The sequence below is a fragment of the Pantoea sp. BR_17 genome (genome assembly GCF_041955125.1).
GTDB classification, from domain to species: domain Bacteria; phylum Pseudomonadota; class Gammaproteobacteria; order Enterobacterales; family Enterobacteriaceae; genus Pantoea; species Pantoea stewartii.
Genome location: NZ_JAVAXT010000005.1, coordinates 18,524 through 44,247, shown reverse-complemented (window position 1 = coordinate 44,247; position 25,724 = coordinate 18,524). Strand labels below are relative to the sequence as shown.

The window sequence follows — 25,724 nt, the reverse complement described above, 5'->3', positions numbered from 1 at the left end:
GGCGGTCTTGATAATTGCGTGCGCAGACACGTAATTCAGATAGTTTTCTTGCATCCCACGACCTATCATCATTGGCTCCCTTCTCACTTGCGGAGCGCCTATGTCGTCCAGAATCACTATCATCAAAGATAAGCTGCTGTCTGAGAACTGGTTTGTGTTGCGTAACATCACCTATGAGCTAACCGACAGCCATGGCGACGTCGTGCGTCACAAACGCGAGGTGTACGATCGCGGCAACGGTGCGACAATACTGCTCTATAACCGTGAAAAAAACAGTGTGGTGCTGACGCGCCAGTTTCGCGTGGCGACCTACGTGAACGGTAATGAAGACGGAATGTTAATTGAGGCCTGCGCGGGCTTACTGGATGACGACTCGCCAGAGGATTGCATCCGTAAAGAGGCCATTGAAGAGACCGGCTATGCGGTAGGCGAGGTCGAAAAACTGTATTCGGTCTATATGTCACCGGGCGGCGTCACTGAACTGATTCACTTCTTTGCGGCGGAATATCATGAATCACTGCGCGAGAACGCTGGTGGCGGTGTTGAAGATGAGGCCATTGATGTGCTGGAAATGCCTTTTCCTCAGGCCATGGCGTGGGTGAAAGACGGACGCATTCGTGATGGTAAAACCATCATGTTATTGCAGCACGCCCTGATCGCAGGCTGGCTAACGCTGTAATCCTGCACGAAGCCGATGCGCAAACCATCTGCATCGGCTTTCCGCTTTATACGCACGTCATCACGCTGTCGGCGACGCACTCCGGGTGCGCCTGCAGACGCGTTAGTGCCTCGGCATACGAAGGCATCGAATGGGCCGCACCCGGTCGCTCCACACATAATGAGGCAAACGCGGCCGCATACAGCGCCGCCTGATCCAGCGCAACGCCCGCCGCGAGCCTGGCCGCCAGCGCGCCGTTAAACGCATCGCCCGCGCCGGTCGTATCCAGCGGGGTGGCAGGAAACACGGGAATATGCCGTTGCTGCTGGCCGTCAGACAGTAACGCACCCGCCGTCCCCAGTGTAATAATGATCTGGCGCGCCCCTTTGCGATGCAGAATTTCTGCCGCCTGCCGGGCACTGCGGATATCGTTGACGTTGATGCCGGTCAGCAGCCTCGCTTCCGTACTGTTCGGGGTCAGCAGATCGACTTTTGCCAGCAACGTATCGCTGATTTTTTGAAACGGCGCGGGATTAAGAATCACAAAGGTATTGGCGGCCCGCGCATTATCAATCATGCGCTGTATCGCGCTCAGGTTGTTCTCGAGCTGGACCAGCAGAATGTCCGCCGCCGCGACGGTGGGTTTGCAGCGCGTGACTTCCGCCGCCGTCACGGTAAGGTTGGCGCCTGGATAGACGGAAATCATGTTTTCGGCGTCGTTTCCGGCAACGTAGATCAACGCATTGCCGGTGGGTTTCTCCTTACAGGTGAACAGTGTAATCGCATCAAACCCGGTTTTTTCCAGATGGCGGCGGGCAAACACACCAAAGTCGTCCTTGCCCACTTTGCCAATATAGTGCACCCGGGCACCCGCGCGCAGTGCGGCGGTGGCCTGATTCGCACCTTTACCGCCCGGACCCATCATGCTGTGCTGAGCAATCAGCGATTCGCCCGGCAGGGGAAAGCGGCGCATACCGGCGACAATATCCAGATTGAATGAACCAAACACACAGACTTTGCCTTTCATTTTCGCTCCCCAAAGTGGCGTTCGGCAGCCAGGCAGGCACCACGGCAGCCCGTGTAATCGGTGGCATGACTGAACACGATACGTAAACCGTGGCGCGTGACGGGCGGCCGCAAACTGCGCTGAATGTGGTGTTGTAACTGCGCCAGCGGAAAACCGGCCATCGCCAGCACGCCACCGCCCAGAATCAGGTATTCCGGATCGAGGATGTTCATTTCACTGGCAATCAGGTGCGCCAGCCGCTGGACGAAGGCCTGCAGATCGGGATGATCCCCGTGTCGCGTAAACAGTTGTGACAGGGCGGTGTCCGGCTGATGCGTCGCCGCCCACTGGCTCAGCCAGTGACCGGAGATCAGCGTTTCCGCACAGCCGCGATTGCCGCACGGGCAGGGCAGGTCATTGCCAGGCAGGGGAATATGCCCCAGTTCACCCGCGCCGCCATGATGACCATGATAAAAGCGGCCTTCCAGCCACAGGCTGTTGCCTAAACCGGTGCCGGGATACAATCCCACCGCGTTGTCGGGCAGGGCATCAAGCTGTAGCAGGTCCCATAACATCAGGTGGTTGACGTCTTTATCCATGGCGACCGGCACGCCCAGTCGCTTGCTCAACTGGGCTGCCACAGGTTGCCCATCCAGCGCCTGAATAAAGGGTAACGAGATAACCTGCTGACGATCGCGGCTGAGTATACCGGGGAGCCCGAGCATTACGCCGCTAATCGCTTGTGACGCCAGCGTGTCAATGATCACATCGCCCAGGGCGTGAAGCGCATCCGTTTGCTGTGCCCAACTGGCGGTCGCTATTTTACGGAATCCGCACCAGTGCTGGCCGTCTTCCATCAGTTGCAGTCGGGTGCTGGTGCCACCGATATCCATTCCAAGCCAGCGTTGTTTCATGCAGACTCCTGTGCCAGTCCCTGTGCGGCATCAATGCTGCTGCGCATCATGTCCCAGGCGGTGCTGAGATCGTCATGCACGTTGAACAGGCCTGAGGTGCCGACAATCAGCACGTCTGCGCCGGCCTCCAGTAGCGTGCGGTAGGTTCGTTGATTACAGGAGCCGTCAATTTCGATCAGGAAGTCATAGCCCTGTGCTTGTTTCAGGGCCTTAAGCTGCTGGATCTTCTGCACCATCTCGGGAATAAATGGCTGCCCGGCATAACCCGGATCGACCGTCATTACGGTGATCTTCTCCAGCAGATGAATATAGTGATGAATAAACGACACGGGCGTAGCGGGATTTAAAACCACGCCCGGCTTTTTCCCCAGACTGCGGATCAGGTTGATCACCCGGAAGGCATCGCGGTTGATGGTCTCCGCATGCGGACAGATATAGTCTGCTCCCGCTTTCGCGACGGCCTCGATAAAATCGGTCGGCTGTTCCACCATCAGGTGAACGTCTATCGCTACGGGCGTATGCGGACGAATTTGCTCAATAAAGAACGGCGACAGCGTGATGTTTTTGACGTAATGCCCGTCCATGATATCAACGTGCAGGAAATCAGCGCGGGTGTTCAGGACCGCCAGCTGCTGTTTAATCTCCATCAGATTCATGCACATTAATGACGGCGAGATTTGAATACGCATCATACTTCCTTTTTCTCAGTCAAGGGATTCAGGGCCGCGCTTAAACGTTTGCTGCGCGTTACGGCCCGGCTTTCATTCAGTCGGGCTTTGCCCTGTTTAATGGCCAGCACCACAATCAATACCGCGCCCCACATTGCCAGGCTGACGTGCGGACTGATGTTCATCAGACTGAACCCGGTGGAAAGAATTTGTAGCGCGATCAGCGCCAGCACGACGCCGGTAACCCGGCCAAAGCCGCCATTGGGATCGGTGCCGCCAAGGATGATGGCCAGCACGGTGAGTAAGAGATAGGCATCGCCATAACCCATGCGGGCGGAGTTAAAGCGCGCCATCATCACCAGCCCCGCCAGTACGCACAACAGGCTGGAAAGGATATATACCAGCATCACCATGCGGTGCGTGTTGATGCCGCTAAACCAGGTCGCGTTGATGTTGCTGCCGCCCATATAGATGCACTTACCGGCGCGGGTTTTGCCCAGAAACAGGGCCAGCAGGGCGGCCGCCAGCAGAAAGAGCCACAGCGGCAACGGCACGCCCAGTAAGGTATCGGCACCCAGAGCCCTTACAACGGGAGGCATACCGCTTACCGCCGCGCCTTTGGTCAGCCAGATACCGATGCCGTTAATCGTGATCATGGTTGCCAGCGTCACCAGGATGGGATGTGCGCCAATGCGCGTTACCATGACGCCGGTAATCAGGCCAATGAGTGCAGCAATCAGCATCGCACCCAGTACTGCCAGCAGTAACCACACGAGTTGCTGAGCGGTTCCGGCCCCGTCCGGCACCCTGTTTAGTAAGACCCAGGCGATAAACAGGCTGGTCAGATTGGCTGTGGTGATAATCGCCAGATTGAGTCCGCCACTCAGGATGGCAATAAACATTGCCAGGGTGAGTAAGCCCAGTTCCGGCAGTTGGAACGCCATGCTGAGGAAAGTGGCGTCGGTAAAAAAGCGGCCGGGTAACAGAATGCCGAACAGCGCCAGCGAGAAGGCAATCAGAAGCAGCAGGCCAACATTGGTGCCATCCGGTTTTAACGCAGCGAATCTTTTCATATCTGTTTCTCTCCTCAGACAAAGCTGACGTCAGTTTCTTTGCGCTTCTTAAAGTGGGTGACAGCAATGGCGGCCATGATGACGGTACCGACCACGATGTTCATGAAGTAGTTGGATACGCCGATCAGGTTGAGTCCGTTCTTCAGAACCGCGATCAGGAAAACCCCCATCAAGGTGCCACTGACGGTGCCCTTGCCGCCCATCAGACTGGCTCCGCCCAGTACGGCTGCCGCCAGCACATCCAGCTCACCGCCCACCAGGGCGTTGGGGACGACTTCACCCATGCGGTAGACCTGAACCAGTCCGCCAATCGCGGCCATGGCCCCCAGCCAGCCATAGGCAAAGAGGGAGATCAGGCCAACGCGAATCCCGATACGCCGTGCGGATTCCGCATCGCCGCCCACGGCATAGAGTTGACGACCTAAATGTGTTTTGTTGAGGAGCACCGCTGTCAGCGCCGCAATGAGCAACAGGATGAGCAGCGGCAGGCCGAGCTGAAAGACTTGTCCCTGCCATTCGAACGGCAGCACGTTACGCAGCGTGATCCACCAGTCCGGAAGCTGATACAGGCTGCGTCCACCGGTCACCCACATCAGCAGGCCAAACAGCAGCGACTGCATACTAATGGTGATGATGATGGAGACGACCCGGAGCCAGGTGATCAGCCAGGCGTTAATGACACCAAACAGCGTGCCGCAGGCTATCGCCAGTGCAATACTCAGCGGCGCGTTAGCAAACTGGTAATGTACAAACAGCGAGGCGATCAGGTACTGCACCACAGAGGCGACGGCCGCAAAGGAAATATCAATGCCGCCGGTCACCAGCACGACAAACAGTCCGAGGGCGAAAATGCCGGTAACTGCGTAACTCTCGGCCAGATCCAGCAGGTTTTGCACGGTCAGAAACTGGTCGCTGGCGAAGGAGAAAATCACAATGAACAGCAACAATACCCACGTCAGCCAGACCTGACTGGAATGAGGACGTAAACGGGAAAAATCAGGCATTGATCACCTCCGCCAGTTGCTGTTGCGCTATGCGGCCTGGTTGATATTCGGCCTGGATGGTGCCCTCGCGGAAATGCAAAATGCGGTCGCAGTTGTACCAGACCTCGGTGACTTCATCGGAAATCAAAATGATCGACAGGCCTTCGCGTGCCAGTTCGTGAATAAGTTGATAAATACTCGCTTTTGCCCCCACATCCACGCCGACGGTGGGCGAATCGAGGATAAGCAGGCGCGGCTGCGTCAGGACCCATTTCGCCAGCACAATCTTTTGCTGATTGCCGCCGGACAGCGTTGAGATGGCTAGCTGTGGATCGGCAACGCGCACGCCCAGTTGCTGAATCCACTGAAGAATCAGCTTGTTCTTGCGGTATTCATCAATCAGGTGGAAGCGGTTTTGCAGCTGGTTAAGAATGGGCAGCACCATATTGTCGGCCACCGATTGTTGCTGAATCAGCCCCAGCGTCAGGCGATCCTCAGATACATAGCCAATCCCGGCTTTGATGGCATCTTCATGACTGCGAAAGCGCACGGGTTTACTGTCCAGCCAGATCCTGCCGCGGTCTGGCCGGGTCATGCCGAACAGGGAAAGAGCCAGCTCAGTACGTCCCGATCCCAGCAGACCACACAGCCCCAGCACCTCACCTTCATACAGCCGAAAATTAACATCGTGGTACTGACCTGCACGGTGCAGGTTTTCCACTTCCAGAATGACCCGATCACCGTTGCGCGTAGGGGTTTTTAACTGATAATCAAGTTTTTGCCCGGTCATCAGCTCGGTGAGATGGTGCGGCGTCATAGCCTGCGCCGGCCAGCAGCCAACCTTGCGGCCGTCGCGAATGACGGTTACGCGATCTGATATTTCCAGCACCTCGTCCAGGCGATGGCTGACAAAGACCACACAAATCTTTTTCTGTTTGAGATAGCGTACCGTGCGCAGCAGTTGATTGACTTCGGTACGGGTGAGGGAAGCGGTGGGCTCATCCATGATCACCAGCCGCGCATCCGCCACCAGCGCGCGGCAAATGGCGACCTGCTGTCGCTGAGCGATGGAAAGGTGCGCGACACTCTCGTCAAGATTGAGGTCAAACTGCAGTTCCTCAACAATACGCCGGGCACTGTCAACCAGGGTTTTGCGCTGATGCCAGCCAAATAACCCGCGCAGATTGTGTTCAAATGCGATGTTTTCGGCCACGCTCAGGTTCGGGAACAGGGACAGATCCTGATAGATGACCTGAATACCAAAGTCTCTGGCCTGCTGAGTCGAAAGACGGGGCAAGCGGTCTCCGTCACCTAAACGAATTTCGCTGCCACGATCCGGCGCATGTACGCCGGATATCACTTTAATGAGCGTACTTTTGCCACAACCATTGGTACCGGCAAGGCAGTGCACTTCGCCCGCCAGCAAGGTCAGCGAGATATCGCTCAGAGCACGATTCCCCCCAAAGGTTTTCGACAGTTTTTCCAGGGTGATAAGCCTTTGCGGCGCGACCGATTGCATCATTACAGCCCCAGCTTGATCAGGTTAGGCAGGTTAGCTTTATCCAGACTTTCCGTGTTGTTGCCCAGAATGGTGTGCGTTGTCTGATCCACTTTCACCTTGCCCAGGCCTTCAATCGTCATACCGTCCGTAATCGGTTCGTTCTTCTCCACCTTCTCGGCAATACGGATAAACACTTCACCGGCGGTATGTGGATTCCAGATATAGCCGCCCTTGATCGCCCCGCGGTTAACCAGTTGCGCGCCCTGACCCGGACTGAACGCCCCAATGACACAGACCTGATTGGTTTTATTGCGGTTCATAACGGCGCGACCGGCACCAATAGGGCCCTGCGAACCGAAGGCTAAAATGCCTTTCAGATCGGGATACTTAGACATCAGTTCATTGGTGGTACGGATGGACTCGTCCAGGGATTCGCCTACGCCAAATTTGTCCGTAACCAACTGCATGTTGGGATAGTGCTGCTTTTGATAATCCAGCGCGGCATCGGTCCACTGCTGATGAAGCGGCACCGTCAGGCTCCCCACGTATATGGCGTATTTCCCTTCGTCATGCATACATTGCGCCAGCGCTTTCATATGATTGATGCCGTGCGTTGCGGCATCCACTAATTCAAAGTCCCAGTTTGCAAACTTCTGGCCTGGCGATTCGTGGGTAATGACTTTGATGCCGGCTTCACGGGCGCGCTGCAAGACGGGCTCAAGCACTTTGGGATCGTTGGGGACGACGCCGATAATGTCCACTTTCTGGGCAATCAAATCTTCAATGGCACGCACCTGCAGGGCAGGATCGGCTGCGGTCGGCCCCACCATCCAGGCGTCAATGCCGCGTTTGGCCGCTTCGCTTTTAATTCCGGCTTCCATAGCGTTGAACCACGGAATACCACCGATTTTCACCACGATGCCCATGCGTATTTTGTCCGCCGCATGGGACTGAAAAGCCAGTAATGCGAACAACGAACAGGCGATAAGCTGTTTTTTCATAAAGGCTCCATTTAATTATTTATAAGCTGCACAGACTGGGGGCGCTGCGAGCAGTCAATAATATTGACGCCGTTCCAGGCCAGTTCCTGTTCCAGCTCTTTATCTTTCAACTGGTCAGTAATGAGAAAATCCACATCACGGTAATGGCAAATACGCGCGAATGAGGGCCGAAGAAACTTAGAGCTATCCAGTAATAAATGTTTTCGTTCTGCTGCCAGAATCAGCTGTTGTTTTAAATGTGCATGACGTTCATTTCCTTCGCGTAAATAACCGTCATTGCCCAGACTGCTGCATGAAAAAAAGATCTTATTTATTTGAAACTCTTTTAACGGCTGCTCGGTAACAATGCCGTGAAAATCTTCATAACGATCTGAATATTCTCCGCCCAGACAAATGGTGCGAATACTGCCGCGCGCTGCCAGCGTCTGGACAATGCGTAACGAATTGGTTAATACCGTTAATTCAATATCCGGTAATTGCCGTGCCAGATAAAAACACGTGGTACTACTGTCGAGTAATAAGCAGTCGCCCACACTAATAAAATCCAGCGCGCGTTTCGCGATTGCCATTTTGGCGTCAACATGTTCGTTTACGCGTTGACGAAAAGACGATTCAGATTCATTAATCTCGCGATTATTAACCTGTAGCGTTGCACTGTGTCGTTTAGCCGGAACCGCACCACCATGGCTTCGCTGTAAAATACCTTTCTTTTCCAGTTGTGCTAAATCGCGGCGAATCGTTTCCTGAGAAACCCGACATAACGCGGTGAGTTCAGCGACAATAACCCGTCCGTTACACATTAATTCATCGATAATTCTCTGCTGGCGTTCAATCGGCAACATAATGGCCTCCGATGGCTATAAAGTACTGGAAGGCACGCGGCAAAAATGTGGCCTGAGCGTGGGTACGCAGGACCTGTTTTTACAACGCGCATAAAGAGATCTGTGCTGAGTTTTAATGAAACGAAATGAAAGAAATAATATTGTTTAGTGATTTGTCTCACTAAATAAGGGTTATTTAGCGGTCTCAGGATCCGCTGTGAACATTTTATCCTGCATTCTGCAGCGACTCTATCATGCCCGCTTTTGCCCGTTTATGTGTATTTGACCGCTTTGCCTGTCCGGATAGTCCGACGAATCCGATTGAGAGAACGCTGACGAATACGCATGATGACCGCATTGCGCACGACAGGGCGCTACGGCTGTTGCAAAATGGATGTTTTTTAGGCAGTTAGCTGCGCTTGCTGGGCACTTCACAGAATGCGAACGTCGTGACGTGCGCGATTGCGCTATCATCTTCCACTCAGAGAAGTTGGGGCTCGATTTTCTTAATGTGGTACAGGATGAAATCGCTGTTTGCGTTGCCTTTATTCATGGTCGCCGCCGTCCAGGCTGAACCGGTGCAGAAACTGTTTTCTGACTGGCAGTTAACCTGCAATAACGCGGCCTTTTGCGTTGCGCGCAGCACGCAGGGTGACCGTGGTTTGGTGATGACCCTGTCGCGACATGCCGGGGCGGATGACCAGCCCCTGTTACGTATTGATTACGGCAGTGCCTATAGTGGTGCGCTGCCGGGGCCGGCGCTCAAAGATAATCTGCTGGTGGATCAGCGTCGTCTTCGTCCTGATTTCAAGCACTGGGACGTAGAGCCGCATCATCTTGCGACCCGCAACCCGATTGCCATTAACGAATTTCTTGAACTCACCATGGATGCAAAAAATCTGCAGCTGACGTTCAGCGCCAGCCCACAGGTTTCATTGCGTGGCATGAAAGCGGCCCTGTTGTATATGGACGACGTGCAGGGGCGGGTGAATAGCATGAGCGCCTGGGTTCGACGGGGCGAACGCAACGGCGTGCCTGCTGCTCCGGCGATTCCGCAACTGCCACCTCCCATGGCCGCGCCTGTACCGCTGACGCGGGAAGAAACCAGTGGCCTGATCGATTATGGCACCTGGCGGGTTAATTCAGACACCTGTTCGCTCGATCCACTGCGACGCGAAGTCAGCGTCTCGCCGCTGACGGACAAAAAAGCCTTGCTGCTGGTGAGCTGTGAGATGGGGGCGTATAACGTGATTGATCGGGCGTTTGAAGTGACGCGCGCGCCGCCCTATGTGGCACGCGGTGTCAGCCTGACTTTACCCTTTACGCCGCCCGAGGGAGGAGAGCGCCAGCTGGAGCTGATTAATGCGGATTACGATGCGGCAACCGGCCAGCTTTACACCTTTGGTAAAGGGCGGGGACTGGGCGACTGCGGTACAGCGTCCCGCTGGCAGTTTAACGGTGAGCACTTTGTGTTAGCGGAATATGCCGAAGAATCAACCTGCGATGCCTGGCACAGCAGCGATGACTGGCCCACGCTCTGGGTAAGCCAGTCAGCCTCTGCGAATGGCAGCCGTTAAGGAATCGCCTGCACCATCATGGGGGAACCGGTCTGATTGCCCACCAACTCCGCCAGCAGGTTATTTACACCGTCACTCATTGGCGTGAAGCGGGTCAGGGGAGATCGGGTCACCACCACAAAAACGCCCACATTATTCTGCGGCACCATCGCTATATAGGTGATGAAACCCCCGCCACCGCCGGTTTTCTGAATGATGCCCGGACGCCCCTTTGACGGTCCCATATAAACCCAACCCATGCCGAGAGCGTCGGCTTTACCTGGCACGTCCATTCCATCCACCTTGTGAAGCTGATCGCGACGGTAGATTAATGTCTGCAGGCGATCGATCTGTGGCGTGCGGCGATTCACGGAGGAGTTCAGAAACTGCTGCATCCAGCGTCCCATATCATCCGGCGTTGAATAGACGCCACCGCTGCCGATAGCCGCCAGCGTGTTATTACACGGACTGGCTCCTTTTTCCGCCACCATTAAACGGGCGCACTGTTCGGGTGACGGGGTAAACGTGGTGTCCTTCATGCCCAGCGGGCGGGTGATCAGCTGCTGAAACAGGGCCGGATAGGGTTTACCCGCCGCACGTGACAGCGCATCACCCAACAGATCGTAACCCAGGTTGGAATAGGCCGCATTGGTGCCGGGTGCCGCTTTCAGGCTGGCGGTGTTCAGCCAGTTCCAGCGCTCACTTTGCGTAGGCCAGACAAAAACCGGACGATGCGGTTTACCGCCGGGCTGTTCGCGCGGCAGGCCACTGGTGTGAGTGGCGAGGTTAATCAACCGAATCGGTTGACCGTCGAAACCAGGGACCCGTTTTCCCGGAGGCGCATACTTACTCAGCGGATCGTCCAGACGAATCTCGCCGCGCTCGGCCATTTTTACCATCACCTCACTGGTCATTAATTTACTGAGCGAGGCAATACGAATTAACGAATCCTTTTGCGGACGAATATTGTTGCCGGGCCGGGTATCACCAAAGCTGGTAAAGACGCGCTGATTACCGTCTATTGCCACCAGGGCCATGCCGGTGGCACCACTGGCATAAAAGATATGCTCTGCATAGCGATCGACAATCTGGGAGGCCAGTAAGGGATCGGGCGCAACCTGCGCCGTGCTTTTAGGGGGAAGCAAAGAAACCAGTAAAGCCAGTAAATAAGGAGTGCGCATTTTCAACGGAGAGGGCTTCGCTATAGGAGTCGGGTGAAAACCTATAGTAATCAGTTTAAGGATGACGGGAAGAGCAAAGCACAGTTTTTTTTATTTCAGATTACAGTCAGCTGGCGATGGCGGCCATGGACATCAGCGGTCGGGGGATATGTTTTGCCCCGCAGAGGCCGCCGGACCGAGCCGCTGCACTGGCGGCGTGGCGCGCCGCAGTTCATGGCCGTTTGTACATGCGCCTGGGATGGCCCACTTTGCCATACAGCATTTCTACCATCAGAAAGCCGGTTTCCACGCTGTGCTCCAGATAGCGACGGGCGGTTGTTTTACTGAGCCCGGTTTCGATCATCACCTCATCAACCGAAAAAAGCCGCGTGGTGGCTGGCGTAAAAAGTGTCTGGACCCGCGCGAGAGTCGTTTCCTCAATACCTTTGCTGCCGTTATCGTGCGGGTAGTTCTTCGCCTGTAGCTGATAAAGGACATCGACATTTTTCTGATCGACAATCTTCCATGTGCGCTGCTGGTCTGCGAAAGCGATAAAGTTGGCAAGCGAGCGGTTAAGCCGTTTCCAGGACACAGGTTTAAGGACGTAATCGAAGGCACCGTTGCGGATGGCCTGGCTACAGGTATCCATATCACTGGCCGCCGTAATAAAAATAATGGAACAGTTTGCATGGGCCAGCAACGGATCGCCAATCAGGGTGATGCCTTTGCCATCGGGCAGATAATTATCCAGCAATAGCAGCTGTGGCGCACTGATGGCAAGCTGCTGTCTGGCTTCTGCCAGTGACCCGGCGATACCGATCAGCCTGAGTTCAGGGTGTTTACCAATCAGTTCGGCATGAAGCTGAGCCAGTTCAGGCTCATCTTCCACAATCAGGACAGTCACAGGCTCATGTTGCATCGCGGACCTTCTCCGTTTCCGTTACGGGACAGCGGTGGGTTTGCGCGCAGGGGATAAACAGCGAGAAAATGGCGCCACGTGGCACATTGTCGCTGACCTCAATGGTTCCCCCTGTGCGGGTAATATAGCTTTCTGTTAAATACAGCCCGATGCCGTGATCGCCCCGGGGTTTCGTGGTGACGCCACGTTCAAACATGTGTTCGCGGATGGCAGGTGCAATGCCCACGCCGTGATCCGCCACTTCGATGATCAGTTCACGGGCGCTGAGTTTAATCAGCACTTCAACAGGTTCATGAGGCATCGGGGCGCGTTGCGTGGCTTCAATCGCGTTGTCCAGCAAATTGCCAATGACCGAGATCAGTTCAGCCTCTGACAGTGGGGGAAAGGGCTTGTCCATCAGACATGCGGGATCAAAGTGGAGGATAACGCCTTTTTCTCTGGCGCGTGCCGCTTTGCCCAGTAACAAGCCGCACAGCAGTGGCGAGCTGAAGCGTGCGGAGACAAAGTCCAGCCACTCCTGCTCGTGTTCTGACTGCGCCTCAATGTAGTCAATCGCGTCTTCAAAACGCCCCATGTGCAACAGCCCGGAAAGCGTGTTCATTCGGTTAAGCTGCTCATGCCGCATAATGCGCAGATTATCGACATAACGTTTCACCTGGCTGAGCTGGGCGCTAAGGGAGTCGATGTCGTTAAAATCGCGGAAGGAGATTACCCAGCCCATCAGCGCGTCCTCCAGCATGATACGTACCCGGCTGGCGATGACGGTGAGCGCGTTAAACTGGCTAATCTCATCGTGGGTATCTTTCTCCAGCATCACGGGCTGCGATAAAAAGGGGACGGGCGAAATGATCTGGCTGACAGACTGCCCTCGCAGCGCCTCGGCGGACTGTGAAAGGCCTAACAGCGTTCGGGCGGCCTGGTTGATCACTTCGATCTGCAGGTGTTCATTGATGACAATCACGCCTTCATAGATCGATTCCATCATGGCGTTTTGCTGACGGACCATCAGGCCGATCTCGCGCGGTTCCAGCGAGAAAATCTGTTTTTTAATATTGCAGGTGAAAAACCAGGAGAAAATAAACAGGGCGATAAGCACCAGGGCCGCCACGATCAGCAGGTTGATCATGTTGCTGAACGTGATGGCATCCAGATAGCGGGCGAGATAACCAACGGACACGATACCGACCACCTGCCCGCGATCGTTCAGGATGGGCGCTTTGCTGCGCAGGGAGATTCCCAGTCCGCCTGTCCGGATGGTGGTGATACTTTTCCCTGCCAGCACTGCCGCGTTGTCTCCGCCGACCAGGGGTTTGCCAACCCGGTCCGCCGTCACCGAGTGAAAAAGGTGCAGGCCACGGTTATCGCCAATCACCATAAAACTGGCATCGCTTTTCCGGGCAATAGCCCTCATCAGCATATTAATGACCGGGATATCCCGATCCGCCACCGCTTTTCTCAGTTCCGGAATCAGCGCGATTTCGTCTGCCTGCACCTTCGCGCGCATGCTCATCGCCTGATAAAGCTGCCGGGTGATGCTGACGTAGTAATAGCTTCCCAGTAACACGAACAGGACAGACGAAAAAACAACGAGCGAAAGAAACAGCTTCGTTTGAAATGACAATTTCATGACTGTCACGCGCATTTTGGAATAATAACTTCAATGTACCATCTTTTTAACAACAGACACTACATGCGTTTATCTGTTTGATATTAATGGGATTAAATCGTTTTCAGAGGGCAGGGAAGCGTCAGCAAAGGACAAACAACGGCTGCGGGGAATAAAAACCATAAACACCACGACGATTACCAGGATGCGGATCACGCTCTGGAAATAACACCATTAAAACTTTATGCCAGATACCTTCTCCTTCACGTAATTCCGCTTTTTTTCACGGCATTCTGAAAAAAAACGATGATGCAAAGAGGTTAATAATGCGCTCACCTGATAATTCTTTTCTGTCTGATACGCTGCCCCGTTCACCGCGCAGGAAAACCCTGAAGGAGCAGTGGTGGCATATTATGGATAACTGGAAAGTCGGAATTATCCCTCTTCCTCTGTTTGTGCTGGCCGGTGTGCTCATTGCACTGGACTGCCTGAGCGGGAAACTGGCCAGCGATATCGTCGTCATGGTCGCCACGCTGGCCTTTTTTGGTTTTGCCTGCGGTGAATTTGGTAAACGTCTGCCGGTGGTGGGCCGTCTGGGCGCCGCAGCTATCTGCGCAACCTTTATTCCCTCTGCGCTGGTCTATTACGGGTTACTTCCCGATATCGTGGTGACCTCAACAACGCAGTTCTATAAATCGACCAATATTCTCTATCTCTATATTTGCTGCATCATCGTCGGCAGCATCATGAGCATGAACCGTACGGTGCTGATTCAGGGCTTTCTGCGCATCTTTTTTCCCATGCTGTGCGGTGAAATCGTGGGCATGATTGTCGGCATGGGCGTCGGATTAGCGTTGGGGCTGGAGCCGTTCCAGATTTTCTTTTTTATCATTCTGCCCATTATGGCGGGTGGCGTCGGCGAAGGGGCCATTCCGCTCTCCATCGGCTATGCGGCGTTGCTCCATATGGATCAGGGCGTAGCGCTGGGCCGTATCCTGCCGATGGTGATGCTGGGTGGCGTGACCGCCATTATTATTTCCGGCTGCCTGAACCAACTGGGTAAACGTTATCCGCACCTCACCGGGGAAGGCCAGCTGATGCCGAATGTCACGAACGTTGAGCCCGAGCCGCTGCAGTCCGTTTTTTCCGGTAAAGTTGACGTAACGGCCATTGCCTCCGGGGCGCTGCTTGCGGTGCTGCTCTATATGGTGGGGATGCTGGGGCAGAAGCTGACAGGGTTGCCTGCGCCGGTAGGGATGTTGTTCCTGGCCGTGCTGGTGAAACTGGTCAATGGCGTTTCGCCCCGTATTCTGGCCGGTTCTCAGGTGGTCTATCGCTTTTTCCGCACCGCAGTGACCTATCCCGTCCTGTTCGCTGTCGGTGTGGCCATTACGCCTTGGCATGTGCTGGTCACCGCGTTTACGCTCACCAATCTTCTGGTCATTATCAGCACGGTCAGTGCGCTGGTCGCAACGGGCTTCTTTGTCGGGAAAAAGATTGGCATGCATCCCATTGATGTCGCCATTGTTTCCTGCTGCCAGAGTGGGCAGGGCGGGACGGGCGATGTAGCCATTCTCACCGCCGGTAACCGCATGGGCCTGATGCCGTTTGCTCAGATCGCGACGCGTATCGGCGGAGCCATCAACGTTTCGCTCTCTTTGCTGCTGCTGAGCCACTTTTTAAAGTAACGGTTGTTAAGGTCAGCAAGGCGACCTGTAAGGTGCCTTGCTGACGCGTTTCGTCTGCTTCAACCGTATGTTACCAGGGCGCGAGCACTTCACTTCATATGTTTAATGACGAGAGGGCTTTGCACTTTTAAGGGTCTTTAGCGTCAGTTGAATCCCGTCTCAGGCATTCTGATAAAGATCCCAGCGGTTGCCATAGATGTCTTCAAACACTACCACCGTGCCGTAGGCTTCCTGTCTGGGTTCCTCACAAAAGTGCACCCCTTTTGCCTTCATAGCGTGATAATCCCGCCAAAAATCATCCGTCTGAAGAAACAAAAAGACACGGCCACCGCACTGGTCTCCGATAAAACCGGCCTGACGTTCGTTTGATGCGCGCGCCAGCAGAAGATGGCAGTCGCTGTCGGGGTTCGGTGAGACGACAACCCAGCGCTTGCCCGGTTGGGGCGTGTCTTCAATTAGGGTGAAACCCAGTTGATCCCGGTAGTACTCAATGGCGCGGTCGTAATCATCAACCACCACGGCAATATAGCCCATGCATCGCTTTTGCGTTCTCATCCTTTACCTCGTCAGCGGATCACCAGAAAAACTGAGTTCACCTCACTGTCGCTGAAACGGAACGGGCGATGCAACATTAATCACACTTATTGTTTCTGTGCTGCCAGCCATGGAGCGTCCGGGCGAGGAAAAGGATTTGATTGCAACGGACACGGCGAAAAACGTGGTTACCGAAGAAGGTGGGTTTTCAGAAAGCAGCACGCCAGCGTCAGGCTGGCGTGCTGAGAGCAAAACCGCGGTCCGGCTGAGGAAGCCGGATCGCGTGAGTGCGAGGATTATGCCGGTTTCAGCAGGGCTTCGGCATGGCTGACGATGTTTTCTATCGTGAAGCCAAACTCCGCGAACAGCTTTTCTGCTGGCGCAGATTCACCGAACGTAGTCATCCCGACAATGGCACCGTCCAGCCCGACATACTTATACCAGTAATCTGCAATGCCTGCTTCCACGGCCACGCGTGCTTTCACAGCGGAAGGCAGCACAGATTCGCGATAAGCCGCATCCTGCGCGTCGAACAGATCCGTTGAAGGCAGTGAAACGACCCGCACCTTATGGCCGCCGGTCGTCAGCTTCGTTGCTGCACCCAGCGTGATCTCCACTTCAGAGCCGGTGGCAATCAGAATGACGTCTGGCGTGCCCTCACAGTCTTTCAGGACGTAACCGCCACGTTTGATATTCGCCACCTGTTCCGCCGTACGCTCCGGCTGTGCCAGATTCTGACGCGACAGGATCAGGGCGGTAGGCCCATGATGGCGCTCAATCGCAGCCTGCCAGGCCACAGCGGTTTCCACCTGGTCGCACGGACGCCAGACGCTCATATTCGGCGTAACGCGCAGGCTGGCAATCTGCTCTACCGGCTGGTGGGTTGGACCATCTTCACCCAGACCGATTGAGTCATGGGTATAAACCAGAATCTGGCGGGCCTTCATCAGGGCCGCCATGCGCGCGGCATTACGGGCGTACTCGACGAACATCAGGAAGGTCGCGGTATAGGGCACAAAACCACCGTGGTGGGCAATACCGTTACCAATGGCTGTCATACCAAATTCACGCACACCGTAGTGGATGTAGTTCCCGGCCGGATCCTCTTTGATGGATTTCGAACCTGACCAGATGGTGAGGTTACTGGGGGCGAGGTCGGCAGAGCCGCCCAGGAATTCAGGCAGCATTTTGCCGTAGGCTTCCAGTGAATTTTGCGAGGCCTTGCGGCTGGCGATTTTTTGCGGATTCGCCTGCAGATCGGCAATGAATCGGGCAGTTTCCGCTTCCCAGTTTGTGGGCATTTCGCCGTTCATACGCCGCGTATATTCTGCGGCCAGTTCAGGATAAGCCTGCTGATACGCGGCAAACTTATCGTTCCAGGCTTTTTCGCGCGCCGCGCCAGCTTCTTTGGCATCCCACTGTTGGTAAATCTCTTGCGGGATCTCAAACGCCGGATAATTCCAGCCCAGTTGCTTGCGCGTCAGGGCGACTTCTTCTTCACCCAGCGCGGCCCCGTGTGCCTCTTCTTTACCGGCTTTATTCGGTGAACCAAAGCCAATAACCGTGCGGCAGATAATCAGTGACGGCTTATCGGTGACGCTTTGCGCTTCTTTAATTGCAGCTTTAACGGCCTCGGCATCGTGACCATCAATTTCACCGACCACGTGCCAGTTATAGGCTTCGAAACGTTTGTGCGTGTCATCCGTAAACCAGCCTTCGGTCTCTCCGTCGATGGAAATGCCGTTGTGGTCATAGAAGCCGATCAGTTTGCCCAGACCAAGCGTTCCGGCCAGTGAGCAGACTTCGTGGGAAATCCCCTCCATCAGACAGCCGTCGCCCATAAACACATAGGTGAAGTGGTCAACGATATCGTGTTGTGGACGGTTAAACTGTGCAGCCAGCGTCCGTTCCGCAATGGCCAGACCCACGGCGTTTGCCAGACCCTGACCCAGCGGACCGGTCGTGGTTTCCACGCCCGGCGTATAGCCAATTTCCGGGTGGCCTGGTGTTTTGGAGTGCAGCTGGCGGAAGTTTTTCAGCTCTTCAATCGGTAAATCGTACCCGGTCAGGTGCAGCAAACTGTAAAGCAGCATTGAGCCGTGACCGTTAGACAGGATAAAGCGGTCGCGATCCAGCCAGGCGGGGTTGGTCGGATTATGCTTGAGGAAATCGCGCCACAGCACTTCGGCGATATCTGCCATGCCCATTGGCGCACCAGGATGACCGGATTTTGCTTTTTGTACCGCATCCATACTTAATGCGCGAATCGCATTCGCCAACTCTCTGCGTGAGGACATAAAGGGTCTCCCTTGTTAAGCATCAGGGCGGGAGTGAGCCCGCCCGGTAAAAGAGGGGAAAAACTACAGGCGCGCCGCCAGCACATCTTCCAGTTTTTGCTGGTCAACGGCGAACTGGCGAATACCGTCTGCCAGTTTTTCGACCGCCATAGGGTCCTGATTATGTTCCCAGCGGAATTCCGCTTCGGACAGCGGCGACGGCTGATGGAAACATTCAGTGGAAGGCTCAAGCTTACGCTCTACGGGCGCCTCGCTGTTCTGTAACTCTTCCAGCAGGTTAGGTGACAGCGTCAGCCGATCACACCCGGCCAGCGCCAGTACCTGTTCGACCTTACGGAAGCTGGCACCCATGATGATGGTGTCATAGCGATGCTTCTTATAATAATCGTAAATACGGCGCACCGATTTCACGCCCGGATCTTCGTCGACGTTATACGGGTCCATGGGCTTGCGGCTGTTGTACCAGTCATAGATACGGCCGACAAACGGCGAAATCAGATAAACCCCGGCTTCGGCGCAGGCGCGCGCCTGGGCAAAGGAGAACAGCAGCGTCAGGTTGCACTGGATACCATTCTTTTCCAGCTCTTCTGCGGCTTTAATGCCTTCCCATGTGGAGGCCAGTTTGATCAGGATGCGAGAGCGATCAATGCCGTGCTCTTCATACATGCGGACCAGCTTTTCTGCTTTCGTGACGCACATGCCACGATCGAAGGAGAGGCGCGCATCCACTTCGGTCGAAACACGGCCTGGTATGCTTTTCAGAATTTCCATACCGAGGTTAATGGCCACTTTATCGCTGGCGTTAATAATCTGCGTTTCTTTGCTGCCACCCTGTTTTTTCGCGTAGTCGATGGCGTCATCAATCAGATGTTTGTAAGGCTGGAGAGCAGATGCTTTCAGAATAAGCGAAGGGTTAGTCGTCGCATCTTGTGGGTGATAATTACGGATGGACTCAATATCGCCACTGTCAGCCACCACGGTCGTGAACTGTTTAAGGGCTTCAAGCTGGTTCATTTCTACACTCCTTGAAAAATACGTTGTAACAAAAGGGAACACCTCTGGCCTCGTGCCCTAATCAGTGCAGACATTACCCGTCGTAGTAACGCCGACTCACCACATTGCAACAGACCAGGTGCAGTGAAAATGCGTTTTCTCTGAATGTTGTGCGATGAGGGTTGCGCGCAACCACCCGAGATGACATTTCTGCGGATAACGACTGTCCAGCCATTAAGGATAGCAGCCATGAAAAATGACGCAGGGTAGACTGTGGCAATCTGTGCGTTAAGAAAGAAGGTTCTTTGAACCGCCTCACCGCTTTGTGATGGTGTGCTTTCTATACTGAACATCCACTTACCTGGCGAAGAAGGATGTCTAATGGATGACCAACTGAAGCAAAGTGCGCTTGATTTTCATCAGTATCCCACTCCCGGAAAAATTCAGGTTTCCCCCACCAAACCTCTTGCCACCCAGCGGGATTTGGCGCTGGCCTATTCTCCTGGCGTGGCGGCGCCCTGTTTAGAAATCGCCGCCGATCCGCTGGCGGCGCACAAGTACACCGCGCGCGGCAATCTGGTGGCGGTGATTTCAAACGGTACGGCGGTACTGGGGCTGGGGAACATCGGCGCACTGGCCGGGAAACCGGTGATGGAAGGCAAGGGCGTTCTGTTTAAGAAATTTGCGGGCATTGACGTTTTTGATATTGAGGTCGACGAACAGGATCCCGATAAGCTGATCGAGGTGATTGCCGCGCTGGAACCCACGTTTGGCGGAATCAATCTTGAAGATATTAAAGCGCCCGAGTGTTTTTATATCGAACAGCAACTGCGGCAGCGCATGAAAATTCCGGTGTTTCATGATGACCAGCATGGCACGGCCATCATCTGTACGGCGGCGGTGCTGAACGGACTACGCATCGTCAACAAGGCTATCGCTGATGTACGGCTGGTGGTGTCAGGCGCGGGCGCATCGGCCATTGCCTGTATGAACCTGCTGGTCGCGCTGGGCTTGCAGAAAGACCATATTCAGGTGTGCGATTCGAAAGGGCTGATTTACCGTGACCGCGAACCCAATATGGCGGCCACCAAAGCCGATTATGCCGTGGAGGATCACGGCAAGCGCACGCTGGCCGACGTGATCGAGGGCGCAGATATTTTCCTGGGCTGTTCCGGACCGGATGTCCTGACGCAGGATATGGTGAAAAGCATGGCGAAAGATCCGCTGATTCTGGCGCTGGCAAATCCCCATCCCGAAATTCTGCCGCCGTTGGCGAAAGCCGTACGGCCGGATGCGATTATCTGCACCGGACGTTCTGATTTTCCTAATCAGGTGAACAACGTGCTCTGCTTCCCGTTTATCTTTCGTGGCGCGCTGGATGTGGGGGCCACCGCCATCAATGAAGAGATGAAGCTGGCGGCCGTACACGCCATTGCCGAACTGGCACAGGCGGAACAAAGCGACGTAGTGGCTTCGGCCTATAGCGATCAGGACCTGCGCTTCGGACCGGACTATCTGATTCCCAAACCCTTTGATCCACGTTTAATCGTGCAGATAGCCCCTGCCGTGGCGAAAGCGGCGATGGCGTCCGGCGTGGCAACCCGGCCTGTGGCTGACTTTGATGCCTACCGGGAGCAACTTACGGAGTTTGTGTATAAGACCAACCTGTTTATGAAGCCGATCTTTTCCCAGGCGCGTAAAGCCCCGAAACGGGTGGTGATGGCGGAGGGCGAAGAGGTGCGGGTGCTGCATGCTACGCAGGAGCTGGTCTCGCTGGGGCTGGCGAAACCCATCCTGATAGGTCGCCCCAACGTGATCGCCATGCGGTTAGAAAAACAGGGGCTCAAAATTGAGGCCGGAAAGGATTTTGAAATCGTGAATAACGAATCCGATCCCCGCTTTAAAGCGTACTGGAATGAGTATTACCAGATGATGAAGCGGCGCGGTGTCACCCCCGAGCAGGCGCAGCGCGCCGTTATTGGCAATCCGACCCTCATCGGTGCCATCATGGTCTACCGTGGTGAGGCCGATGCGCTGATCTGCGGCACCATCGGCGATTATAACGAGCACTACGAAATTGTGGAGCGCGTGCTGGGCCTGCGGAGTGATGTGAAGGTGGCCGGTGCCATGAATGCGCTGTTACTGCCGAATGGCAACACGTTTATTGCGGATACTTACGTCAACGCCGATCCTACACCGGAACAGCTGGCGGATATTACGTTGATGGCGGCGGAAACCGTCCGTCGCTTTGGGATTGAGCCGCGCGTGGCGTTGCTGTCGCACTCCAGCTTTGGCACCTCCAGTGCGCCTGGTGCGCAGAAAATGCGCGATGTGCTGGCGCTGGTGCAACAGCGCGCGCCTGAGCTGGAAATCGACGGGGAGATGCACGGCGATGCGGCGCTGGTGGAAAGCATCCGGCGGGAAATCATGCCCGACAGCCCGCTGAAAGGCAGCGCAAACCTGCTGATCATGCCCAACGTGGAAGCGGCGCGCATCAGCTACAATCTGCTGCGCGTGTCCTGTTCGGAAGGCGTAACGGTCGGGCCGGTGCTGATGGGCATGACCCGGCCGGTGCACGTGCTGACGCGCATCGCGTCCGTGCGCCGGATCGTCAATATGGTTGCGCTGGCGGTGGTGGAAGCGCAGACGCAGCCGCTGTAATCAACCGGGGCGGCGATCCGGGTTGCCGCCCCGGCACGTTCCTGAGCCGGCAGCGTGGATTACTCAGGCAGGTTGAGCCAGTTTTTCACCGGCAGGAAGTCACGGTAGAGCGCGGCCTCGGGTGAGTCAGGTTCAGGATGATAGTTATATTCCCAGCGCACCATGGGCGGCAGGGACATCAAAATGGATTCCGTTCTGCCTCCGGTTTGCAGGCCAAACAGCGTGCCCCGATCCCACACCAGATTGAACTCTACATAGCGACCCCGGCGGTAAAGCTGGAACTGGCGCTCGCGGTCGCCATAAGGCATGTGCTTGCGGCGCGCCACAATCGGCTGGTAAGCGTCCAGAAAGCCCCGGCCGACGGCCTGAATAAGGGCAAAACTTTGTTCAAAGCCCGGCTCGTGGATATCGTCAAAAAACAGCCCACCAATACCGCGTTGCTCGTCGCGGTGTTTCAGATAGAAATAGTCGTCGCACCACTTTTTAAACCGGGGATAGACATCCTCGCCAAAAGGCTGGCAGATATCGAAGGCGGTCTGATGCCAGTGCAGCGCATCTTCTTCAAACCCGTAAAACGGCGTCATATCAAAGCCGCCGCCAAACCACCAGATCGGCTCGGCACCGGGTTTTTCGGCAATGAAAAAGCGCACATTCGCATGACTGGTCGGTACATACGGGTTGTTAGGATGGATAACCAGCGAAACGCCCATGGCTTCGAAACTGCATCCGGCCAGCTCAGGACGATGTGCCGTCGCGGAGGCGGGCATCTGGTCGCCATGAACGTGGGAGAAATTCACGCCAGCCTGTTCAAACACGGCACCATTACGCAGCACACGGCTTCGTCCACCGCCACCGCCGGGGCGTTCCCAGCGGTCTTCAGTGAACTGCGCGCCACCGTCTTCGGCAGTCAGCTTGCGACAAATCTCATCCTGCAAATCCAGCAGGAACGTTTTTACGCGGGAGATATCAGGCATGGGATAGGCTTCTCTTAGTAAAAATTGGCCGTGATTATAGCTGATCTACTATGACATTCGACGATCATACTCATCAAAGTAGTTAATGATACCTGTGGCGATAGCCGAGGCAATCTTCTGCCGAAAGGCGGTCGTGCCCAGCAACTGCTCTTCGCGCGGATTGGTAATAAAAGACGTTTCCACCAGCACCGAGGGAATGGACGGCGACTTCAGCACGGCAAAGGCGGCCTGTTCGGTATGCTGACTGTGAAGGTGATGCACCGGGCGAATCTGGTCCAGAACGTGTTTGCCCAGGGTCAGGCTGTTTCTGATGGTGTCCGTTTGCACCAGATCGAACAGAATCTGCTGTAAATACTGGTCCTGCTGTTCCACGTTGGCTCCGCCGACCTTGTCCGCGTCATTTTCACGTTTCGACAGGTAACGCGCCATGCTGCTGCTGGCACCCCGATTGGATAACGCGAACACAGAGGCACCGCTGGCATCCGGGCTGGTATAGCCATCCGCATGGATTGACATAAACAGGTTCGCACCGTGCTGATGCGCAATCTCCACCCGCTGGTAGAGCGGAATGAAATGGTCGCTGTCACGCGTCAGGCGGACCTCGATACGCGGATGTGACTGCAGCAGACTGCGCACATTACTGGCGATGTCTAAAACAATGTGTTTTTCTTCGGAACCCTCTTCGCCGACCGCACCCGAATCGATACCGCCGTGGCCCGGATCGAGCATCACGATGCGCTTGCCGTTGTTAACCCGCGGCCTGGGCGACGAGGGTCGGGTAGAGAGCGAAGCCTGCTGTTCCTTCGCCTGCACCGCGCGCGGGGACAATATGGCGAGCGCCAGCCCGGACAGCAGCAGCTGGCGACGATGAATTAAACGTTTGAGTAAGTGCATGTGCATGTCCCTGAGGAGTCATAATGCACCGTGTTATAGCGTAACATTATGCCCGGTGCGATCTTTCAACCATTTCAGGTTATTACTTTGTTTTTCAGCCTGGTAACAGGCAATTTCTTTTTTTTTAACGTTGCCGTCAGCAGCCAGGGTTGCACCCGCCGAAGAAAGCGTGATAATCAGCAAATTGAGGTGAACTGCAGGTACAGAAGATGGAAATCCGCACCTTCCGCCAGGAAGATTTTGAAGAAGTGATCACGCTCTGGGAACGCTGCGATTTGTTACGGCCATGGAACGATCCGGAGCTGGACATCGAACGCAAAATGCATCATGACGCCGACCTGTTTCTGGTGGCGGAAGTCGGGGGCGAAGTCGTCGGTACCGTAATGGGCGGTTACGATGGTCACCGTGGCGCGGCTTACTATCTGGCGGTGCATCCGGATTATCAGGGCCGCGGCTTTGCCAATGCCCTGATGAATCGCCTGGAGAAAAAACTCATTGCGCGCGGTTGCCCTAAAATTCACCTGATGGTGCGGGAAGAGAACGACCAGGTCGTTGCCTTCTATGAAAAGCTGGATTATGAAACGGTCGATGTGGTGTTGCTGGGCAAACGTTTAATCGAAGATCGTGAATATTAATTCGGTCTGGCCGCCTGAGGAGTACGACGACAAAGGGCAACTGCGCCTGCCGTTTCTTTTCTGGCTGATTCTGCTATTGCAGTCGCGCACCTGGTGGCTCCTGGTGATGGCCGGCGCGTCACGCCAGCAGGGAAACGATCTTCTGGCCCTTTTCTATCCGGATCGCCAGGCGTTCTGGTCAGGACTGGTGTTGGGTCTGCCAGCGCTGTCGGGGCTGTTGCTCACGGGCTACCGGTCGCGTTTACCCCGAGTGTGGCGCAGCTGGCGCCTGGTGCTGGTGGTATCTTTAGGGGCGAATTTGCTCTGGCAGAGCGTACAACTCGTCCAGACCGATCTGCTCAGCTCACCGTTGCCGCTGCTGTTTACGCTGTTTGATTTGCTGGCACTGCTGTGGTTACTGATCAGTGTCCGGCTTCGCGCCTGCTTTTTGCCGCCACACGAGCCCGAATAAACTTTTTGCCGCTTTGCGACTCCAATCCGTTTTGCCCAGGTCTATTTATTAACAGGAGTTTTCATGAAAGCTGTTCGTTACACGATACTGACGGTGGCCATGCTGGTCAGTGGGTGTGCCAGTTCCTCCGGCCCTGACGCCAACAGCAGCCAGCAGGTACGCTGGTGGAATCCATTGAGTTACCACTGGTCTTCTGCGCTGCCATGGAACTGGTTTGGTCCTTCACTGACGATCAGCGATCAGGGCGTTGGTGGGATCAACAGTGCCACGGCGATGAACGAATCGGCCATCAAAGACGGGCTTAAGGGCAACTACGATCTGCGTCAGGGCATGCGTGGCCAGAACGGTCAGGTGGTGTCCTTCTGGCAGGCGATGAAGGACGGTCAGGTTAAGCTGGTCATTTATGGTCAGTCACAGGTTGACCGCATTGAGGTGACGGACAACGACATTGCCAGTGCCGACGGCAGCAAAATTGGCGATGCGTTTAGCGCCAGATATGACAAAGCCTTTAATAACTGCATTGTGGCTGCCGGGTTAGACAATCATGACGTCGAATGCCGTGTGCCTGGCAGCCCGCATCTGCGCTACGTTTACAGCGGGACCTGGCACGGTCCGGAAGGATTACTGCCCGCCGATGACACGCTGAAAAGCTGGAAACTCAGCAAGTTCGTCTGGCAGCGTTAAGCCCCGTAATTTTTGCCTCCCGCAGGGCGTTCAGTGCGCCCTGCCAA

The 25,724-nt window shown here is 55.3% G+C and carries 23 protein-coding genes; 7 read left to right on the top strand and 16 right to left on the bottom strand.

Annotated elements, in window-relative coordinates; genetic code table 11:
- The first annotated feature begins 100 nt into the window (after positions 1-100).
- Positions 101-679, top strand: a complete 579-nt coding sequence (gene nudK / locus RAC60_RS09800) for a GDP-mannose pyrophosphatase NudK (RefSeq protein WP_033740833.1) — start codon at positions 101-103, stop codon at positions 677-679.
- Positions 680-725: 46 nt separating this feature from the next.
- Here the strand turns inward: nudK and RAC60_RS09795 are convergent, their stop codons facing one another.
- The 8 genes from RAC60_RS09795 to RAC60_RS09760 are packed head-to-tail and all read right to left on the bottom strand — an operon-like array spanning position 726 to position 8,646.
- Complete coding sequence (locus tag RAC60_RS09795) at positions 726-1,685, bottom strand: ribokinase (protein WP_375093502.1); 960 nt, start codon at positions 1,683-1,685, stop codon at positions 726-728.
- Entirely contained in the window at positions 1,682-2,578 is an 897-nt protein-coding gene (gene alsK, locus RAC60_RS09790; RefSeq protein ID WP_054633362.1) for an allose kinase, read from the bottom strand. The genes RAC60_RS09795 and alsK overlap by 4 nt, the downstream gene beginning before the upstream one ends.
- The gene (gene alsE, locus RAC60_RS09785) at positions 2,575-3,267 is read right to left on the bottom strand and encodes a D-allulose 6-phosphate 3-epimerase (RefSeq protein ID WP_006118382.1); all 693 of its coding nucleotides are present in this window, start codon (positions 3,265-3,267) and stop codon (positions 2,575-2,577) included. Before alsE ends, alsK begins: the two co-directional genes overlap by 4 nt.
- On the bottom strand, positions 3,267-4,319 hold the full coding sequence (locus RAC60_RS09780; RefSeq protein WP_325990449.1) for an ABC transporter permease: 1,053 nt from the start codon (positions 4,317-4,319) through the stop codon (positions 3,267-3,269). Before RAC60_RS09780 ends, alsE begins: the two co-directional genes overlap by 1 nt.
- 14 nt (positions 4,320-4,333) lie before the next feature.
- Positions 4,334-5,323, bottom strand: coding sequence for an ABC transporter permease (locus RAC60_RS09775; RefSeq protein ID WP_375093499.1), 990 nt, complete (start codon positions 5,321-5,323; stop codon positions 4,334-4,336).
- Positions 5,316-6,821, bottom strand: coding sequence for a sugar ABC transporter ATP-binding protein (locus RAC60_RS09770; RefSeq protein WP_375093649.1), 1,506 nt, complete (start codon positions 6,819-6,821; stop codon positions 5,316-5,318). Before RAC60_RS09770 ends, RAC60_RS09775 begins: the two co-directional genes overlap by 8 nt.
- 2 nt (positions 6,822-6,823) lie before the next feature.
- Complete coding sequence (locus RAC60_RS09765; RefSeq protein WP_375093497.1) at positions 6,824-7,804, bottom strand: substrate-binding domain-containing protein; 981 nt, start codon at positions 7,802-7,804, stop codon at positions 6,824-6,826.
- An 11-nt stretch (positions 7,805-7,815) separates the two neighbouring features.
- Positions 7,816-8,646 carry a DeoR/GlpR family DNA-binding transcription regulator gene (locus tag RAC60_RS09760; protein ID WP_006118387.1) on the bottom strand — a complete coding sequence of 277 codons (831 nt, stop codon included), beginning with the start codon at positions 8,644-8,646 and terminating at the stop codon, positions 7,816-7,818.
- Positions 8,647-9,134: 488 nt separating this feature from the next.
- On the opposite strand from RAC60_RS09760, the gene RAC60_RS09755 reads away from it, so the two are divergent.
- On the top strand, positions 9,135-10,202 hold the full coding sequence (locus RAC60_RS09755) for a DUF1176 domain-containing protein (RefSeq protein WP_375093496.1): 1,068 nt from the start codon (positions 9,135-9,137) through the stop codon (positions 10,200-10,202).
- Here RAC60_RS09755 and ampH read toward each other — a convergent pair.
- The 3 genes from ampH to RAC60_RS09740 form a co-directional block, all read right to left on the bottom strand.
- Positions 10,199-11,362 (bottom strand): D-alanyl-D-alanine-carboxypeptidase/endopeptidase AmpH, encoded by a 1,164-nt coding sequence (ampH, locus tag RAC60_RS09750; RefSeq protein WP_375093647.1) that lies wholly within the window; start codon positions 11,360-11,362, stop codon positions 10,199-10,201. The genes RAC60_RS09755 and ampH overlap by 4 nt on opposite strands.
- A gap of 211 nt (positions 11,363-11,573) precedes the next feature.
- Positions 11,574-12,260 carry a response regulator gene (locus tag RAC60_RS09745; protein WP_375093494.1) on the bottom strand — a complete coding sequence of 229 codons (687 nt, stop codon included), beginning with the start codon at positions 12,258-12,260 and terminating at the stop codon, positions 11,574-11,576.
- A complete protein-coding gene (locus RAC60_RS09740; protein WP_375093492.1) occupies positions 12,250-13,887 on the bottom strand; it encodes an ATP-binding protein in 1,638 nt (545 codons plus the stop codon). The genes RAC60_RS09745 and RAC60_RS09740 overlap by 11 nt, the downstream gene beginning before the upstream one ends.
- A 305-nt stretch (positions 13,888-14,192) precedes the next feature.
- Here RAC60_RS09740 and RAC60_RS09735 point away from each other — a divergent pair, with 305 nt between their 5' ends.
- A complete protein-coding gene (locus RAC60_RS09735) occupies positions 14,193-15,554 on the top strand; it encodes a 2-hydroxycarboxylate transporter family protein (RefSeq protein ID WP_375093490.1) in 1,362 nt (453 codons plus the stop codon).
- A 159-nt stretch (positions 15,555-15,713) separates the two neighbouring features.
- Here RAC60_RS09735 and RAC60_RS09730 read toward each other — a convergent pair whose 3' ends face one another.
- The 3 genes from RAC60_RS09730 to tal all read right to left on the bottom strand — a co-directional run bounded on the left by RAC60_RS09730 (position 15,714) and on the right by tal (position 19,399).
- Entirely contained in the window at positions 15,714-16,109 is a 396-nt protein-coding gene (locus RAC60_RS09730) for a VOC family protein (RefSeq protein WP_039339885.1), read from the bottom strand.
- A gap of 275 nt (positions 16,110-16,384) precedes the next feature.
- The gene (gene tkt, locus RAC60_RS09725; protein ID WP_375093488.1) at positions 16,385-18,385 is read right to left on the bottom strand and encodes a transketolase; all 2,001 of its coding nucleotides are present in this window, start codon (positions 18,383-18,385) and stop codon (positions 16,385-16,387) included.
- Between the two features lie 63 nt (positions 18,386-18,448).
- Positions 18,449-19,399: a transaldolase gene (gene tal / locus RAC60_RS09720; protein ID WP_033740815.1), complete on the bottom strand. Its 951-nt coding sequence runs from the start codon at positions 19,397-19,399 to the stop codon at positions 18,449-18,451.
- 360 nt (positions 19,400-19,759) lie between these two features.
- On the opposite strand from tal, the gene maeB reads away from it, so the two are divergent.
- Positions 19,760-22,039 (top strand): NADP-dependent oxaloacetate-decarboxylating malate dehydrogenase, encoded by a 2,280-nt coding sequence (gene maeB, locus RAC60_RS09715; protein ID WP_033740813.1) that lies wholly within the window; start codon positions 19,760-19,762, stop codon positions 22,037-22,039.
- Between the two features lie 59 nt (positions 22,040-22,098).
- Here the strand turns inward: maeB and hemF are convergent, their stop codons facing one another.
- Positions 22,099-23,013, bottom strand: a complete 915-nt coding sequence (gene hemF, locus RAC60_RS09710; RefSeq protein ID WP_033740812.1) for an oxygen-dependent coproporphyrinogen oxidase — start codon at positions 23,011-23,013, stop codon at positions 22,099-22,101.
- A gap of 48 nt (positions 23,014-23,061) precedes the next feature.
- The gene (gene amiA / locus RAC60_RS09705; protein ID WP_033740810.1) at positions 23,062-23,907 is read right to left on the bottom strand and encodes an N-acetylmuramoyl-L-alanine amidase AmiA; all 846 of its coding nucleotides are present in this window, start codon (positions 23,905-23,907) and stop codon (positions 23,062-23,064) included.
- A gap of 209 nt (positions 23,908-24,116) precedes the next feature.
- Between amiA and RAC60_RS09700 the strand changes: the two genes are divergently transcribed.
- The 3 genes from RAC60_RS09700 to RAC60_RS09690 all read left to right on the top strand — a co-directional run bounded on the left by RAC60_RS09700 (position 24,117) and on the right by RAC60_RS09690 (position 25,677).
- Positions 24,117-24,542, top strand: a complete 426-nt coding sequence (locus RAC60_RS09700; protein WP_006117810.1) for a GNAT family acetyltransferase — start codon at positions 24,117-24,119, stop codon at positions 24,540-24,542.
- Positions 24,532-24,993 (top strand): DUF2919 domain-containing protein, encoded by a 462-nt coding sequence (locus RAC60_RS09695; RefSeq protein ID WP_282498057.1) that lies wholly within the window; start codon positions 24,532-24,534, stop codon positions 24,991-24,993. The genes RAC60_RS09700 and RAC60_RS09695 overlap by 11 nt, the downstream gene beginning before the upstream one ends.
- 63 nt (positions 24,994-25,056) lie before the next feature.
- The gene (locus tag RAC60_RS09690) at positions 25,057-25,677 is read left to right on the top strand and encodes an RpoE-regulated lipoprotein (RefSeq protein ID WP_033740806.1); all 621 of its coding nucleotides are present in this window, start codon (positions 25,057-25,059) and stop codon (positions 25,675-25,677) included.
- Positions 25,678-25,724: the final 47 nt, after the last annotated feature.

Bases quoted from the DNA above. Each gene is read 5' to 3' on its own strand.
- nudK (WP_033740833.1), top strand. From the start codon at position 101: ATGTCGTCCAGAATCACTATCATCAAAGATAAGCTGCTGTCTGAGAAC.
- RAC60_RS09795 (WP_375093502.1), bottom strand. From the start codon at position 1,685: ATGAAAGGCAAAGTCTGTGTGTTTGGTTCATTCAATCTGGATATTGTC.
- alsK (WP_054633362.1), bottom strand. From the start codon at position 2,578: ATGAAACAACGCTGGCTTGGAATGGATATCGGTGGCACCAGCACCCGA.
- alsE (WP_006118382.1), bottom strand. From the start codon at position 3,267: ATGCGTATTCAAATCTCGCCGTCATTAATGTGCATGAATCTGATGGAG.
- RAC60_RS09780 (WP_325990449.1), bottom strand. From the start codon at position 4,319: ATGAAAAGATTCGCTGCGTTAAAACCGGATGGCACCAATGTTGGCCTG.
- RAC60_RS09775 (WP_375093499.1), bottom strand. From the start codon at position 5,323: ATGCCTGATTTTTCCCGTTTACGTCCTCATTCCAGTCAGGTCTGGCTG.
- RAC60_RS09770 (WP_375093649.1), bottom strand. From the start codon at position 6,821: ATGCAATCGGTCGCGCCGCAAAGGCTTATCACCCTGGAAAAACTGTCG.
- RAC60_RS09765 (WP_375093497.1), bottom strand. From the start codon at position 7,804: ATGAAAAAACAGCTTATCGCCTGTTCGTTGTTCGCATTACTGGCTTTT.
- RAC60_RS09760 (WP_006118387.1), bottom strand. From the start codon at position 8,646: ATGTTGCCGATTGAACGCCAGCAGAGAATTATCGATGAATTAATGTGT.
- RAC60_RS09755 (WP_375093496.1), top strand. From the start codon at position 9,135: ATGTGGTACAGGATGAAATCGCTGTTTGCGTTGCCTTTATTCATGGTC.
- ampH (WP_375093647.1), bottom strand. From the start codon at position 11,362: ATGCGCACTCCTTATTTACTGGCTTTACTGGTTTCTTTGCTTCCCCCT.
- RAC60_RS09745 (WP_375093494.1), bottom strand. From the start codon at position 12,260: ATGCAACATGAGCCTGTGACTGTCCTGATTGTGGAAGATGAGCCTGAA.
- RAC60_RS09740 (WP_375093492.1), bottom strand. From the start codon at position 13,887: ATGAAATTGTCATTTCAAACGAAGCTGTTTCTTTCGCTCGTTGTTTTT.
- RAC60_RS09735 (WP_375093490.1), top strand. From the start codon at position 14,193: ATGCGCTCACCTGATAATTCTTTTCTGTCTGATACGCTGCCCCGTTCA.
- RAC60_RS09730 (WP_039339885.1), bottom strand. From the start codon at position 16,109: ATGAGAACGCAAAAGCGATGCATGGGCTATATTGCCGTGGTGGTTGAT.
- tkt (WP_375093488.1), bottom strand. From the start codon at position 18,385: ATGTCCTCACGCAGAGAGTTGGCGAATGCGATTCGCGCATTAAGTATG.
- tal (WP_033740815.1), bottom strand. From the start codon at position 19,399: ATGAACCAGCTTGAAGCCCTTAAACAGTTCACGACCGTGGTGGCTGAC.
- maeB (WP_033740813.1), top strand. From the start codon at position 19,760: ATGGATGACCAACTGAAGCAAAGTGCGCTTGATTTTCATCAGTATCCC.
- hemF (WP_033740812.1), bottom strand. From the start codon at position 23,013: ATGCCTGATATCTCCCGCGTAAAAACGTTCCTGCTGGATTTGCAGGAT.
- amiA (WP_033740810.1), bottom strand. From the start codon at position 23,907: ATGCACTTACTCAAACGTTTAATTCATCGTCGCCAGCTGCTGCTGTCC.
- RAC60_RS09700 (WP_006117810.1), top strand. From the start codon at position 24,117: ATGGAAATCCGCACCTTCCGCCAGGAAGATTTTGAAGAAGTGATCACG.
- RAC60_RS09690 (WP_033740806.1), top strand. From the start codon at position 25,057: ATGAAAGCTGTTCGTTACACGATACTGACGGTGGCCATGCTGGTCAGT.